This is a genomic window from Marinitoga sp. 1135 (assembly GCF_013363245.1).
GTDB lineage: Bacteria > Thermotogota > Thermotogae > Petrotogales > Petrotogaceae > Marinitoga > Marinitoga piezophila.
The window spans coordinates 45,586-60,248 of sequence record NZ_LBEZ01000009.1; the positions used below are offsets into that span (position 1 = coordinate 45,586).

At 29.6% G+C, this 14,663-nt stretch carries 14 protein-coding genes and 1 riboswitch; of the genes, 11 read left to right on the forward strand and 3 right to left on the reverse strand.

From position 1 onward, the window contains the following. The first annotated feature begins 3 nt into the window (after positions 1-3). From XO10_RS05295 to XO10_RS05330, 8 genes are all read left to right on the forward strand, one after another. The gene (locus tag XO10_RS05295; RefSeq protein WP_083635659.1) at positions 4-1,044 is read left to right on the forward strand and encodes a 3'-5' exoribonuclease YhaM family protein; all 1,041 of its coding nucleotides are present in this window, start codon (positions 4-6) and stop codon (positions 1,042-1,044) included. Beyond that, positions 1,045-3,288, forward strand: coding sequence for a type I DNA topoisomerase (gene topA / locus XO10_RS05300; RefSeq protein ID WP_014296545.1), 2,244 nt, complete (start codon positions 1,045-1,047; stop codon positions 3,286-3,288). Then, on the forward strand, positions 3,278-4,177 hold the full coding sequence (locus XO10_RS05305; protein WP_014296546.1) for a D-alanine--D-alanine ligase: 900 nt from the start codon (positions 3,278-3,280) through the stop codon (positions 4,175-4,177). The genes topA and XO10_RS05305 overlap by 11 nt, the downstream gene beginning before the upstream one ends. 60 nt (positions 4,178-4,237) lie before the next feature. Then, the gene (locus tag XO10_RS05310; protein ID WP_175418285.1) at positions 4,238-5,251 is read left to right on the forward strand and encodes an elongator complex protein 3; all 1,014 of its coding nucleotides are present in this window, start codon (positions 4,238-4,240) and stop codon (positions 5,249-5,251) included. A gap of 106 nt (positions 5,252-5,357) precedes the next feature. Continuing rightward, entirely contained in the window at positions 5,358-6,452 is a 1,095-nt protein-coding gene (locus XO10_RS05315; protein WP_014296548.1) for an iron-containing alcohol dehydrogenase family protein, read from the forward strand. A gap of 25 nt (positions 6,453-6,477) precedes the next feature. Further along, positions 6,478-7,119, forward strand: a complete 642-nt coding sequence (locus XO10_RS05320; protein WP_014296549.1) for a histidine phosphatase family protein — start codon at positions 6,478-6,480, stop codon at positions 7,117-7,119. Then, entirely contained in the window at positions 7,116-7,832 is a 717-nt protein-coding gene (locus tag XO10_RS05325) for a 2-phosphosulfolactate phosphatase (RefSeq protein WP_075780485.1), read from the forward strand. Before XO10_RS05320 ends, XO10_RS05325 begins: the two co-directional genes overlap by 4 nt. A 13-nt stretch (positions 7,833-7,845) precedes the next feature. Next, positions 7,846-9,516, forward strand: a complete 1,671-nt coding sequence (locus XO10_RS05330) for a peptidylprolyl isomerase (RefSeq protein WP_175418286.1) — start codon at positions 7,846-7,848, stop codon at positions 9,514-9,516. Positions 9,517-9,700: 184 nt separating this feature from the next. Here the strand turns inward: XO10_RS05330 and XO10_RS05335 are convergent, their stop codons facing one another. Continuing rightward, entirely contained in the window at positions 9,701-10,276 is a 576-nt protein-coding gene (locus tag XO10_RS05335) for a hypothetical protein (RefSeq protein ID WP_014296552.1), read from the reverse strand. A 234-nt stretch (positions 10,277-10,510) separates the two neighbouring features. Then, a riboswitch (cobalamin riboswitch) is annotated at positions 10,511-10,689 on the forward strand. A 52-nt stretch (positions 10,690-10,741) separates the two neighbouring features. On the opposite strand from XO10_RS05335, the gene XO10_RS10785 reads away from it, so the two are divergent. From XO10_RS10785 to XO10_RS05350, 3 genes are all read left to right on the forward strand, one after another. After that, complete coding sequence (locus XO10_RS10785) at positions 10,742-11,764, forward strand: ATP-grasp domain-containing protein (protein ID WP_014296553.1); 1,023 nt, start codon at positions 10,742-10,744, stop codon at positions 11,762-11,764. Beyond that, entirely contained in the window at positions 11,761-12,597 is an 837-nt protein-coding gene (locus tag XO10_RS05345) for a CoA-binding protein (RefSeq protein ID WP_175418287.1), read from the forward strand. The genes XO10_RS10785 and XO10_RS05345 overlap by 4 nt, the downstream gene beginning before the upstream one ends. Positions 12,598-12,673: 76 nt before the next feature. Further along, on the forward strand, positions 12,674-13,825 hold the full coding sequence (locus XO10_RS05350) for a hypothetical protein (protein WP_175418288.1): 1,152 nt from the start codon (positions 12,674-12,676) through the stop codon (positions 13,823-13,825). A gap of 36 nt (positions 13,826-13,861) precedes the next feature. On the opposite strand, the gene XO10_RS05355 is transcribed toward XO10_RS05350, so the two are convergent. Both XO10_RS05355 and XO10_RS05360 read right to left on the reverse strand, forming a co-directional pair. Next, positions 13,862-14,185 (reverse strand): hypothetical protein, encoded by a 324-nt coding sequence (locus tag XO10_RS05355; RefSeq protein WP_014296556.1) that lies wholly within the window; start codon positions 14,183-14,185, stop codon positions 13,862-13,864. Positions 14,186-14,197: 12 nt separating this feature from the next. After that, on the reverse strand, positions 14,198-14,662 hold the full coding sequence (locus tag XO10_RS05360) for a 23S rRNA (pseudouridine(1915)-N(3))-methyltransferase RlmH (protein WP_175418289.1): 465 nt from the start codon (positions 14,660-14,662) through the stop codon (positions 14,198-14,200). Between the last annotated feature and the right edge of the window lies 1 nt (position 14,663).

Sequence of the window (14,663 nt, forward strand, 5' to 3'; positions counted from 1 at the left end):
AATATGAAAAACACTGGCGGTATAAGTTTAGGAGATATGTTAAAAGAAAAAGGGCAATTATCAGACGATATTATAAACACTTCATATATTTCAGATTTAAAGGTTAATGATGTAAAAGATGTTGAAGGAAAGGTTTTAAGCAAACGCCTTCAAACAACAAAGGATGGAAAGGAATTTTTGCTTTTTACTCTGGGAGATAAAACAGGAACATTAAGAGCTATTGATTGGTTCAATGCCTCAAAAAACAATGAAAAAATAAATATTGGAGACATTATCAGATTAAGAGGTAAAATAGTTGTATTTGATAGTAGATTGCAATTAAATGTTGATAAAGACAGTGAAATAAAAATCTTAAAAGAAGACGAAATAGACCCTGAAAAGTTTATCAAGAGCAGCTCTAAAGATGTGGAATACCTAAAAAATGAATTATATGCAATTATTGATTCCATTAAGGATATAGATATCAAAAACCTGCTGACATATATGTTTATCAAGGATAAAAAATTCATTAAGCAATTTTTTGATTCACCTGCAGCTATTAGCGTTCATCATGCGTATAAACACGGATTACTTGAACACACAGTAGATGTCGCAAAATTATGTATTTCAATCTCTGAAAATTATATAGATATTGTCCAGAAGGATATTCTTATTGCAGGAGCGTTATTACATGATATTGGAAAAATAAGAGAATACAAAATAACCCCTGCTGGTATAGAGAAAACAGATGAAGGCGAGTTAATAGGACATATTGCACTGGGAACAAATATGGTTATAGAAGCTGCAAAAAAAGTTAACAATATGCCTTCTGAAAAACTTGAACAGATACTACATATGATTGTTTCACATCATGGAGAACTCGAATGGGGTAGTCCAATAGTTCCCAAAACAATAGAAGCATTTATATTACATTTTGCTGATAATTTAAGTTCTAAAGTAGAGCAGGTTAGAAATCATATTGAAGAATCCAATAACAAAGATTGGACAGATTATAACAAAAATCTTGGCCGAAAGATAAAAATAACAAAAATGGAGGACAAATAAATGCCTAAAACTGCAAAAAAAATAGTAATAGTGGAATCACCAGCCAAAGCAAAAACAATAGAAAAATATCTTGGCTCAGAATACAAAGTAGTGGCATCCAAAGGACATATTAGAGATTTGCCACAGAAAAAATTTGGTGTTGATATTGAAAAGGATTTCGAACCGGAATTTGAACTCATGCCTGGTAAAGAAAAGGTTGTAGAGGATCTTAAAAAAATAGCAAAAGGTAAAACAGTCTATCTTGCACCTGATATGGATAGAGAAGGAGAAGCTATTGCCTGGCATTTGAGTTATTTACTCGGACTTGATGAAAATGAAGAAAATAGAATAATCTTTTCAGAAATTACCAAAAACACCATTCAGGAAGCCATAAAATCACCAAGAAAAATAGATAAAAATAAAGTTGGTGCTCAATTAGCAAGGAGAATTCTTGATAGGATAGTTGGTTATAAAATAAGTCCTATTTTATGGAGAATTTTAAAGGATTATAATACCAGTGCCGGTAGAGTACAATCTGCCGCTTTAAAGATACTTGTTGACAGAGAAAGACAGATATTTAAGTTTAAACCAAAAGAATTTTATAAGATATTTTTAAAGTATATGGAACAGGATATACCACTGGTAAAAATAGATGGAAAAAAATTTAAAAAAGAAAGTATTTCAGAAAAGAAAAAAGAAGAAATATTCAAAGAACTGGAAAACGCTATTTACTCTGTTACTGCGGTTACAGAAAAGGAAACAAAGAAAAATCCCCCTCAACCATTTATAACCAGTACATTACAACAAAGCGCAATTTCAAAATATGGCTGGTCATCACAAAAAACAATGCAAATAGCTCAAAAACTATACGAAGGTATTGAAACAAAAGAAGGCCCTATTGCCTTTATCACATATATGAGAACAGATTCAACAAGAATCTCAGAAGACGCTATGAAAAAAGCTCACGAATATCTCGAATCAAATTTTGGAAAAGAGTATACAGGTCATTTTAAGGTTAAAAAGTCAAAGAAAAAGATTCAGGATGCTCACGAAGCTATAAGACCAACAGATGTATTTATGGATCCTAAAAAAGCAAAAGAACTTATCTCTGGCGATGCTTTAAAATTATATACATTAATCTGGAATAGGTTTATGGCTTCACAATCAGCTCCTTCAAAATATATTGAAAAAACATATACAATAAGCGATAACAATAAAAAATATGAATTTGAAGCTGTTGGAAGAAAAAGAATATTTGATGGATTTGAAAAATTCTGGAGTTCAAGCACAACTGAAAAAGAATATGAAATACCGGAAAAGGGTATATTAGAAAATATTGAATTAAAGGCAGAAAGAGATGAAACCAAGCCACCTTCAAGATATACAGAAGCTTCATTGGTAAAAGAAATGGAAAGTAAGGGAATTGGAAGGCCTTCTACATATGCAACTATAATCACTACATTATTAAATAGAAAATATGTAATAAAAGAAAAAAATTCATTAATACCAACACTTGTTGGATTTGTAGTTTCAGATATACTCGAAATGAACTTTCCGGAAATTGTTGACGTTAAATTTACCGCCCATATGGAAGAGAACCTGGATAAAGTTGAATCTGGAGAAATGGATTGGAAAACCCTTTTAAAGGAATTTTATGCAGAATTTGAAAAATTCCTTAATGATACAGATAAAAAATTAAAAGAGCGTTCTATGGACTTTACATATAATACAGATATTTCATGTGAAAAATGCGGTGAAAAGATGCAACTCCAATTTGGACGTTACGGATTATACTTAAAATGTCCAAAATGCGGTGAAAACAAAGGCATTCAAAAAGGCGCCTTAGGTGTTACCATTGATAAAAAGGTATATTTAGATGAATCATTTTTAAAAACAGAAAAAGGAAAAGAGGAAGGAATAGGCAGACAATGTCCAAAATGTGGCGGTGAATTGGTAATAAAAAGCGGAAGATTTGGAAAGTTTATAGCCTGTTCAAATTATCCAGAATGCAAATATACTGAACCATTACCGGCAAGAGGTAAATGTCCAAAATGTGGCGGTACCGTTCATAAAATGAAAAGCAAAAAGGGGAAAGTATATTATAAATGTTCAGAATGTGGTGAAATGTTCTGGGATGAACCTTCCGATTATAGATGTCCTTCATGTAACGGACCTTTATTCTATAAAAGAAAAAACAGAGAAGAAATGCTCTATTGTCCAGAAGAAAAGAAATACTTTAAAGAAAGTGAGATAAATGAACTATAAAATAGCCCTTATTTATGGCGGTAATTCAAATGAACGTGAAGTTTCAATAAGAAGTGCAAAAAATATAGCTATGGCCATTGTAAAAAATGGCTATAGCTTATGTAAGTATGATTTAAAAACAGATTGGGAAAGGTTTGTTAATGAATATAAAATTGCAGATCTGGTTTTTAACATTGTTCATGGCTATGAAGGTGAAGATGGAACTTTACAGAGAAAACTTGAAAAACTTGGAATTGAATATATTGGATCAGATTCCAGCACTTCTGAAAAGACCTTTGATAAATGGGCGTTTATTCAAAGTATAAAAAAAGATTTCTCTGTTCCAAAATCCTTTTTAACAGACAAATATATAGAACCGCCTTTAGATTTTCCTTTAATTATTAAACCAAGGAAAAGCGGCTCTAGCTTGGGGATTCATATATGCCATAATTTAGATGAATATAATAAATTTCTTAAAGAAGAACTCCAAAATTTTGGCGAAATAATAATACAGGAATATATAAAAGGTCGTGAAATCTCTGTAAGTATCATTCAGAAAAATGATGAAACCTTAGTTCTACCTATTCTTGAAATAAAACCTAAAAATGAATTTTATGATTATGAAGCAAAATATACAGAAGGATATACTGATTTTGAAGTGCCTGCAAAACTCGAAAAAGATTTAGAAGAAAAGATTATAAAAGATTTTAAAAAGCTTTTTTTAATGATGAATATACGGGATTTTTGTAGAATTGATGCAATAATAAAAAATGATAAATATTATATTCTGGAAATAAATACAATTCCTGGAATGACTGAATTAAGCGATTTACCTCAATCAGCAGCAGCATATGGCCTTTCTTTTGAAGAATTGGTGGATATACTAATAAAAAATCATTTAAAAGATTAAACAATCGGGCTTTTAGCCCGATTTTAATATATTTAATATAATCGTACAGAGGTGATTTTAATGTCAAGAGAATATATAATTCCTGTTTTTATACCACACGCGGGTTGTAAAAAAATATGTGTATTTTGCAATGAATATTCTGCAACAGGAATAAGAAAAAAACCTGATGAAAATAATTTAAATGATATATTCAATAGATATATTGAATATTTCCCTGAAAACGTAAATCCTTATATAGCCTTTTATGGAGCAACATTTACAGGAATGGACATAGAATTAATGAAATTTTACCTTAACTGGGCAGAAGAAAAAATTAAAAATGGCTTGGCATATGGCATTAGATTTTCCACATCACCAGAAGAAATTACAGAGAAAAAAATGAATGTTCTAAAAAATTATACAATTAATTTTATAGAAATTGGTATTCAATCATTTTATGAAGATATAATAAAAGCAGCAAACAGGCCACACGATTTAAATAACGTCTGGAATGCAATTGAATTATTGGAAAAATATGACTTTGACTATGGCATTCATTTAATGACAGGTTTGCCAAAAAGCTCTTATTATAAAGACTTAAATTCTGCAGTAATTGCAACATTTATAGGTGCTAAAAGTGTGAGGATACATCCAACAGTTATTTTAAAAAATTCAACACTTGAAAAAATGTATAAAAACAAGAAATATACTCCAGAAACGCTTGATGAGGCTGTTGAAAAAGTAGCTAAAATGACAGAAATTATAGAAGCTAATGATAAAAAGGTAATAAGACTTGGTATATGTTTATACGGTAAAGAAAGAGAAAATGTTGTAGCTGGTCCTTATCATGATTCTTTTGGTGATCTTGTAAGAAGTAAAATAGCTCGAGATATTATTGAAACTTTTGCTAAAGATAAATTGATTGTTCCTATGCAATATAAAGCAAATTTTATTGGCTTTAAAAAGAGCAATAAAGAGCTTTTGGAACACAGCAATATAGAATTTCATAATGGCAGTAAATTTTTATTAAACAATATTGAACTTAAATATGCTGATATTCTAAAAATCTTATTAAATCAAAATTTCATCTTATAGTAAAAAAGATAATTTCAATTTTTCTATTTTAAAATTGCAATTTGCTATTTCCTCTTTTTTTTATTATAATAATAGATAAGAAGATTTTAAAAAAGGGGTGATTGAGATGCTATACCATATGCCTACAAAATTGTATTACGGAAAAGATATTATTTCTAAACATAAAGATGAAATGATTTTAGGAGAAAAGGCTCTTATTGTTACAGGAAAACATTCTGCAAAACTTACAGGAGCACTTGATGATGTGATTTCTGTTCTTAATGAATTTAAAATCCCATATGTGCATTATGATGAAATAGGTGAAAATCCCACATATGATATGGTTATAAAAGGAAAAGAACTCGGTATAAAGGAAAATTGTGATTTTGTTATTGCCATAGGCGGTGGAAGCCCTATGGATGCAGGTAAGGCTATTTCTGTCTTAATTGCGAATCCAGAGTTAACACCAGATGATTTATTTGATTCTTCAAAATATGAAGTTTCAGTACCAATTATAACAGTTCCAACAACTGCAGGAACGGGAAGCGAAGTTACAGAATACGCTGTTTTAACAAAACCAAACGGAAGAAAATCCGGTTTTAAAGATGTTCTAATATTCCCTGATGTTTCTTACTTAGATCCTAAATACATGACAAAAATGAGCAGGGAGTTAACTCTTACCACTGCTGTTGATGCGCTTTCACATTCCATTGAAGGTGTTCTTTCAAAAAAGGCTACATTTATGTCTGATATCCTTGCAAAAGAATCTATCTCATTAATAAAAGAATATCTTCCAAAAGTATTAAATGATCTTGAAAACGTTGAATATAGAGAAAAACTGGCTTTAGCTTCAACATTAGCTGGAATAGTTATAGCCCAAACTGGAACAATATTACCACATTCTCTTGGATATAGAATTACCATTCACAAAGGAATAAGGCATGGACAGGCTACAGCTATATTCCTTCCATTTGTACTTGAAGAAGTAAAAAAAGCAGAACCGGAAAAAGTAAAAATAATTGAAGATATATTTGGTTCAATTGATGAGTTCACAACCTTCTTAAAAGAACTTGGTATTTATAACTTTAAATTTGAATATAAAGACGATGAACTTGATTTATTTATAAATGAAGTTTTAAATTCATCACATGTAAAAAACACACCGGGTGAATATAATTACAACAAGATTAAAGATATGTATAATAAAATATTGGAAATGTGATAAAATAATATTGGAGTGATAAATTTTGAAAATATTTCTTATAAGGCATGGAATGACAGATTGGAATCTAAAAAGAAAATGGCAGGGCACTGTGGATATAGAATTAAACGATATAGGCAAAGAACAGGCAAGAAACCTTGGAAAAAGATTTAAACGTGAGAAATATTCAAAGGTTTATGCTTCACCTTTATCTCGAGCTTATAATACTGCTCTTGAAATATCTAAAAATATAAATAAAAAACCTATAATTCATGAAGGTTTAAAAGAAGCTCACGTTGAATTGTGGAATGGATATCATATTGATGAAGTAAAAGAAAATTTCCCGGAAGAATTTAAATTATGGGGAAATGATCCGTGGGCATATATTAAGGGCGTTGAATCTATGGCAGAAGTTCAGGCAAGAGGAGTAAAAGCCTTAAAAGAAATTGTTAATAATACCTATAATGAAAATGTTGTAATTGTTTCACATGCACTTCTGATCAGAAGCTTAATTTGTTGGGTATTAAATCTTCCTTTAAACCAGCATAGAAATTTTATGCTCGATAATGCGTCAGTAACAACTATAGAATTTGAAAATAATAGATATAGATTAATAAATCTCAACGAAACATGGCATCTTGATATTGAAAGAATTATACATCCAAAAACAGTGGAGGAAGAAATATGAGATTATATGCTTATTTTCTACCAGATGTAAAATTGGAAAATCATAAATATTATTTTGTGGTTGATACTTTAAGAGCATCAACTACAATGGCCACTCTTATTTCTGTTGGAGCAGAAAGCGTTTCAATAACCGATGATCCTGATACAGCAATACAAATAAAAAATATGGATAATAATGTAGTATTAGTTGGAGAAAGAGGCGGATTAAAAATTACAGGCTTTGACTTTTCAAATTCTCCAACAGAAATTTTAAGAAATGCTAATCAGGTAAAGGATAAAAAGGTTATTTTATGTACTACAAATGGCTCAAAAGCTTTTTTAAAAGCAAACGATATGGGAATTACCATTTCATTGTCTTTAATTAATCTTAAATCAGCTATTCAATATGTTTTAAGTAAAAAAATTGATGATATTGGAATTGTATGTTCTGGAACAGATGGATATGTTTCTCTTGAAGATGTATTTACAGCAGGTAGATTTTTATCTATATTATCAAAACAGGATATATGCTATTTCAACGATGAAGCATATATAGCATTAAATATGGCTAACATTCCACATACCAGAATATTCCAGTATTCTTTACATGCTCAAAAACTCAAAAAACTTGGCCTTGAAAAAGACCTGAAAATGAGCTTTAATGAAGGATTGCTAAATGTAGTTCCTATCTCAAAGGCAAAAACAAATGAGTTTAAGCCAAAAATAGAAATTTAGTCGGAGGTGTCCAATGAAAAAGGTATTAGTTTTATTGTCATTAGTAGTATTTGTATTAGCAGGTTTTTCTGAAGAAATTGTTGGTTATTTAATGAAAGACGGAAAGATTTTAAGTAATTATTATCTTACAGAAAAGGCTTTTAAAATTGAATATTTAAATTCCCTTCAACAAATGCAACAAAACGGTCAGCAATTTGATCCTATGAAAGAACCTTTTTACATGGTTTCTACAATAAAAACAGCTTTAAGTTATAAAATTCTTGAATACTACGCAAACGAAAACAATTATAAACCCAATATGGAAGAAATAGACAGAAAAGTTGAAGAACTCGCTTCACAATACTTATCAAATGAAGATACAAAAAAACAGATTATTTCTTACTTTGGCTCTGAAGATAGTTTCAAAGATTATATAAAAAACAATTTATTAGCTTCATATTACTATAAATATATTGACTCAAAAATAGGAACAGTTACAGAAAATGAAGTTAATGAATATATAGAAAAAAACTTTGAAAAATTAAAAGAAGATAATGATAAAGTACTTACACAACATATTCTCGTTACAGATGAAGCTACCGCAAATAAAATATTAAACAAAATAAAAAGCGGTAAAATTTCATTTGAAGATGCTGCAAAAAAGTACTCTATTGATAAAAATTCTGCTGTTAACGGTGGAGAAATTAACTGGGTTACAAAAAAACAGGTTGTTGAACCTTATTTCTTAGCAGCCTGGAATGCGAAAATCGGTAGTATTGTAGGTCCTGTAAAAACAGATTATGGTTATCATTTAATAAAGGTTAAAGATAAAAAGATTTATAATTCTCCAGAAGATATGGAAAACAATTCAGAAATTGTGGAAAAAATTAAATCCGACTTAAAAAACGAGAAATTATACAAATGGTATATGGACTATTCAAAACAATTTGATTTTGCGATAGTTTATAAACCTCTAATCTATGAGGATAGAATCCAAAAAGCTAAAACAATTGACGATTTAATGGATATAGAAAAAAAATTATTCGACGCAATAAAAACAGATCAGGATGTACCAGAAGAATGGAAACTCAGTTATGTTACTTTAGCAAAAAAAATAAAAGAACAAATCCCTGAAATTATAGAACTTGAAAAATCCTTATTAGTTCTCGATAACAAATACAAAAACCTTGATGAAAAAGCTTTAGACGAAGAATTAAATAAAATAGAAGAGGAAATCTCTAAATTAAAGGACTCACCTGAAAAGAAAGAAAAAGATCAGCTTAAAACAAACCTTGAAAATTTATACTACATAAAAATAATGTATCCTTACTTAATAAACAAAACAAATACAGAATTAAAAGAAGATATAAAAGAAAAAGAAGATTATTCCAGAGAACTCAATAACAGAAATTTCATTATTTTAAAAGAAATTTATATGAAAAACAAAGATATGAATACACTTGTAGAATTATATCAGCTTAATCCAGAAGATCCCGAAATTGCATTTGATTATAATTATTCATATTACAACTATATCAAGCAATATATTCAATCACAACCAAAAGATGTAATTCAACCAGAGCTTGAAAAGCTTTTAAAAGCTTTTGAAGGAATTGTGGAAAAAACAGATAACCCGGAAATAAAGTCTCAGTCAGAAAAGATTATAGAAGAAATAAAAACAACTTTAAAAAACATGATGCAATGAAAATATTTTCTCAAAATGTAAAAAAAGATTTAAATTTATCAGTTTCTTGTAACTGTTAATTAATATATCTAAGATATAATAATTTTGAAATCCCCATCCCCCGATTCCATATACATATATGGTTTCGTAAAAGCCCCGATTGTCGGGGCTTTTGTTTTTTTATTATTATTTAATCAATAAAAATTTATTCATCAAATTCTCCTAAAAACATTCCCCAATATTCCCATGCTTCCCAATCAGGATATATTACTACTTTATCCTCTTCTTTTTCATAATACACAACTCCTATATACCATCTGTCTTTTATATAATAAGCGCTTCTTGTAATATCATAATGTTTTGATGTTGTTTCACCTACTGCAGTGAGATCAAAAGATAAATCTGCTGTTAATACCTTTTCTACATCAGGACAGATATTTTTTAAATCAGCCGGTGGTTCTGATTCTTTTTCATTTGTTATCTCAAGATTTTCAATCTTTCCTGTAACTTTTCCTGTACTACCATCATAAATTGGACAATGATAAATAAGCTCTTCTATAGCCCACTCCCATGCATCTTCGTCAAAATCTGTCATTCCTGTAACATTAACATTGTAAAAGTACTTTTCTAATACGGTTATAGAAGAATTTTCTGTAATGTTTTTCAAATCATCAAAGTAACTTTGGAATACGTCTGAATTATCCTGTTGTAAAAGATCTACACACCCTACAAAAAGAAAAGCAATGCTTAATAAAACAAGTATAAGAGTTACCTTTTTCATATAAACACCTCCCTGAAAATTTGTATTTAATATCCTTAAATTATAATTTTACTATAATTCCATTATTGATTCAAGTTTTAAAAGATATTAAAAAAAAATAAAAATTCTTAGTTTTAATTAGATTTTAAAATTTTATCAGGCATAATTCTACAAAATTAGAAAATATATACTATCTTTTCAGGTTTGTATGTAAAGATCTAATATGGTAGAATCATATAGAAAATTAAAAAAGTAAATACCTCCGGAATTAAAGGTGAGAAATCTTAAAAGGGAAGATGGTGAGAATCCATCACGGCCCCGCCACCGTAACCGGGTACGAAACCAACAAAAGGCCACTGGGAATTGTCCTGGGAAGGCGTTGGGAGTAGGATGATCCGGAAGTCGGGAGACCTGCCTTTAATTCCAGAGCGATCCTGATCTCGCGGGAGATTAGGATGGAATTTTTATTTTATAGGAGGGATTTAAGTGAAAGTACATGAATTTATTGGTAAGGGTTTTTTGCAAGATTATGGAATAAAAGTGCCTCAATCGTATCTAATTACTTCTGAAAAAGACATTAAAGTAACATTCCTGCCTGCAGTATTAAAGTCTCAGGTGTTAGTGGGCGGAAGAATGAAAGCAGGCGGTGTATTATTTGCACATACAGAAGAAGAATTTTCTGAAAAAGCAAAATATCTGCTAAAAAAAGAAATAAAAGGCGAAAAACCTTATGGGGTTCTCGCTGAAGAAATGATTCCCATAAAAAAAGAATACTATATATCTCTACTACTTAATAGAGAAGAAAAAGAAATAAGTATACTATTTTCCGAAAGTGGTGGTATTGATATAGAAGAAAACAAAGATTCAATTATAAAAACAAATTTTGAAAAATTTCATGAAGTAATTCCGGAAAAAATCCAGAAAATATTGCCTAATTTAAGAAAATTATTTAGAGAAAAGGATTTAACCCTTCTTGAAATAAATCCATTAATCGAATCAGAAGGAGGAGAAATAATCGCTCTTGATGCTGTAATGCATCTTGATGATAACGCTATATTCAGACAAACCTGGGCAGAGGAATTTGTTGATGAAAAGTATCCTTTTCACTTTGTAAAACTTGAAGGAGATATTGGAATTATCGGCTGTGGCGCAGGAATAGTTATGGCTACAATGGATGCTGTTAAATTACATGGTGGAGAACCAGCAGATTTTCTTGATCTTGGTGGAGGAGCTGAAAAGGATATTACTCTTGAAGCTTTAAATTTATTAAAGAATTCTGGAATAAAAAAAGTAATTCTAAATATTTTTGGTGGAATTACAAAATGCGATGAAATAGCCAGAGGACTCGTTGAATTTAATAAGGAAAATCCTGATATACAATTATTTATAAGATTAACGGGAACAAATGAAAACGAAGCAAAGGAAATTCTAAAAAAACACAATTTAAATTATTATGAAGATATGTATTCCATGATTCTTGATGCAGTGAAAGTGGGTGAGTATAAATGATTTACGGAAATGAAAGAGTTTGTGTCCAGGGTATTACCGGAAAATCTGGACGATTGCATACAAAGAAGATGCTCGATTATGGAACAAATATTGTATGTGGTGTTTCAAAAAACAATAAAATAAAGGATTTATATAATATTCCTGTATTAACCAATATGAAAGATGCTGTAGAAAAATATAATGCAGATACATCTGTTGTATTTGTACCTGCTCCATTTGCAAAAGATGCTATTTTTGAAGCTATTAATGCTGGCATAAAAAAAATTATAATTATCACAGAACATATTCCTCAACAGGATATGCTGGATGTATATCATATTGCAAAGGATAATAATGTAAGGGTAATAGGACCTAATTGTCCTGGCGTAATATTACCTGGAATTTCAAAAATCGGGATTATGCCTGAAAAAGCTTTTAAGCCTGGAGAAATTGCTGTAATATCAAGAAGCGGAACTTTAATGTATGAAATATCAAATTATCTTTCTTTATATTCAAAAGGCATAAAAATCGGAATTGGTCTGGGTGGTGATCCAATTATCGGAACATCTGTTGAAGAAGCTTTTGACTATTTAATTGAAAATAATATAAAAGAGGCTGTTATAATAGGTGAAGTTGGGGGGAATGATGAAGTTACAGGTATCAAAAATGCTCTTAAAAAAGGTTATAAAGGGAATATAAAGGTATTTTTTGCTGGAAGAACAGCTCCAAAAGGAAAAAGAATGGGACATGCCGGAGCTATTGTAGAAGGTTATGAAGGTAGTATTGAATATAAAGAAAAGCAACTTCTTGAAATGGGAATAAATGTGGTTAAAAATATACCAGATCTTTTATAAGAAAAGTAAATATAAAGATAATAAATTTTGATATGATATAAATAACTATATTATTATAACAAAGGAGTTGAAGAAGTTGCTTTCAAATCCATATTTTCTTTTATTTTCATCAATTTTTTTAGGTATCTTTATAGGTAAGTTTAAAATAGGTAGATTTAAATTAGGGAGTTCGGGAACCCTTTTTAGCGGATTATTTTTGGGGTGGTTGGCTACCACCCTCCTTTTAAAAGATAATAATCTTTCTTCAATCCAATTATTAAAGGCTTCATTTCACCAATTTTTTCTTTTTTCTTTGATTTTATTTATTTCAGCTGTTGGATTAATAGCTTCCAGAGATATTAAATTTATCATAAAAAAATTTGGAAGTAGATTTATAGCCATGGCATTTGTTATAACTCTTTCTGGTTTCATTCTATCCTATTTTTTTGGAAAAATATCAGGATATAATATTTATAATTTTATTGGAGTATATTCTGGTGCCCTTACCAGTTCCCCAGGACTTGCAACAGCACTTGAAACTGTTCCTGATTTCCAGGATGAAATAACCTTTGGATATTCTGTTGGATATATCCCTGGTGTTCTTGCGGTAATTCTTTCTATGTACTTAATTCCTGTAATATTTAAAATAGATATTTCAAAAGAAAAAGAAAAACTGGCATCTGAAATAACTTTTGAAGAAGATAAAATTAACAATTTTGACTTCATGGCATTTTCTTTTGTAATAATTGTAGGTATTCTATTAGGTAAGATAAATATCAATCTTGGAATTATACAATTTTCACTTGGCATGACCGGTGGAATATTGATTTCGGCTTTATTTTTAGGTTCATTAGGTAAAGTTGGACCTATTAATTTTAAAATGAACAAAAAAATCTTAAAAAGTATTCAAGAATTAGGATTGCTTATGTTTTTGTCATCTGTTGGATTGAAATCTGGATATAACACCTTTAATAATCTTAACGAAAAAACGCTTATTTTAATGTTTTTCGCACTAATTATTGCTTTTTTTTCTATTCTAATAGGTTATATTATAGGAAGATATATTTTTAAACTTAACTGGATAATTTTATCTGGCGCTATTTGTGGAGGAATGACAAGTACTCCAGGACTTGGTGCCGCAATTGATGCAAATGAATCTGAAGAGGTTGCTTCTGGATATGGGGCAACATATCCATTTGCATTACTGGGAATGGTAATATTTACAAAGATTTTTTCTTTATTAAATTAACACATAAAAAATAACCCTGAAATTTGATTTTCAGGGTTATTTTTTACTTGAAACTTCAAATATTATCTCCAATTTTAATTCTTTGTCCATAAAAGTAGGTGGATTTTCAGCCCATAATTCTTTCTTTGAAATATCCTCTGAAGAGTATTTTTCAAAACATAATTCGCAACTTCCCATATGATAGAATTTTATATAATTTATTTTATCATTTTCCTCGAATAAAATAAATTCCTCATTGCTTTCTTCATCTAATACCTTTCTCACTGGAATTAATGCATTTTCAGATATATTATCCATAGAACTTAAAAATTTATATACATCTTCATATGTTTTCATCCTCTTAAATATTCTCTGATGCACACTTTCACCTTCTTAATAATGATATTTTTCGTTATTATTTATTTTAAATGCTCTATATATTTGTTCCAGTAAAAATAGCAGTATCATTTCATGCGTAAAGGTCATCTTAGACATAGAAAGCAAAAAATCTGCATTGTTTCTTATATATTCATGATGTCCCAACGGTCCTCCAATAAAAAAAGATATGTTTTTTTTACCTATTCTCCATGTATCTATTTTTTTTGCAAAATCTATTGAGGATAATTCCTTTCCTCTTTCATCAAGAACAACCCTGAAAACATCTCCTGTAAAATATTTTAAAATCCTCTCCATGTCCTTTTTTTTATACTCTTCTGCTGATATTTTATTTAAATCATCTGATAATGGCAAAGTAATTAATTCCACTCTATCATATTTAGAAGTCCATTTCAAATATTGTTCAAGACCTGTTTTTATAAATTTCGTCTTTGGTTTTCCAATAACATAAACCTTTATCATA

Coding starts and splice junctions, on each gene's coding strand:
- XO10_RS05295 (WP_083635659.1), top strand. CDS start 4: ATGAAAAACACTGGCGGTATAAGTTTAGGAGATATGTTAAAAGAAAAA.
- topA (WP_014296545.1), top strand. CDS start 1,045: ATGCCTAAAACTGCAAAAAAAATAGTAATAGTGGAATCACCAGCCAAA.
- XO10_RS05305 (WP_014296546.1), top strand. CDS start 3,278: ATGAACTATAAAATAGCCCTTATTTATGGCGGTAATTCAAATGAACGT.
- XO10_RS05310 (WP_175418285.1), top strand. CDS start 4,238: ATGTCAAGAGAATATATAATTCCTGTTTTTATACCACACGCGGGTTGT.
- XO10_RS05315 (WP_014296548.1), top strand. CDS start 5,358: ATGCTATACCATATGCCTACAAAATTGTATTACGGAAAAGATATTATT.
- XO10_RS05325 (WP_075780485.1), top strand. CDS start 7,116: ATGAGATTATATGCTTATTTTCTACCAGATGTAAAATTGGAAAATCAT.
- XO10_RS05330 (WP_175418286.1), top strand. CDS start 7,846: ATGAAAAAGGTATTAGTTTTATTGTCATTAGTAGTATTTGTATTAGCA.
- XO10_RS05335 (WP_014296552.1), bottom strand. CDS start 10,276: ATGAAAAAGGTAACTCTTATACTTGTTTTATTAAGCATTGCTTTTCTT.
- XO10_RS05345 (WP_175418287.1), top strand. CDS start 11,761: ATGATTTACGGAAATGAAAGAGTTTGTGTCCAGGGTATTACCGGAAAA.
- XO10_RS05360 (WP_175418289.1), bottom strand. CDS start 14,662: ATGATAAAGGTTTATGTTATTGGAAAACCAAAGACGAAATTTATAAAA.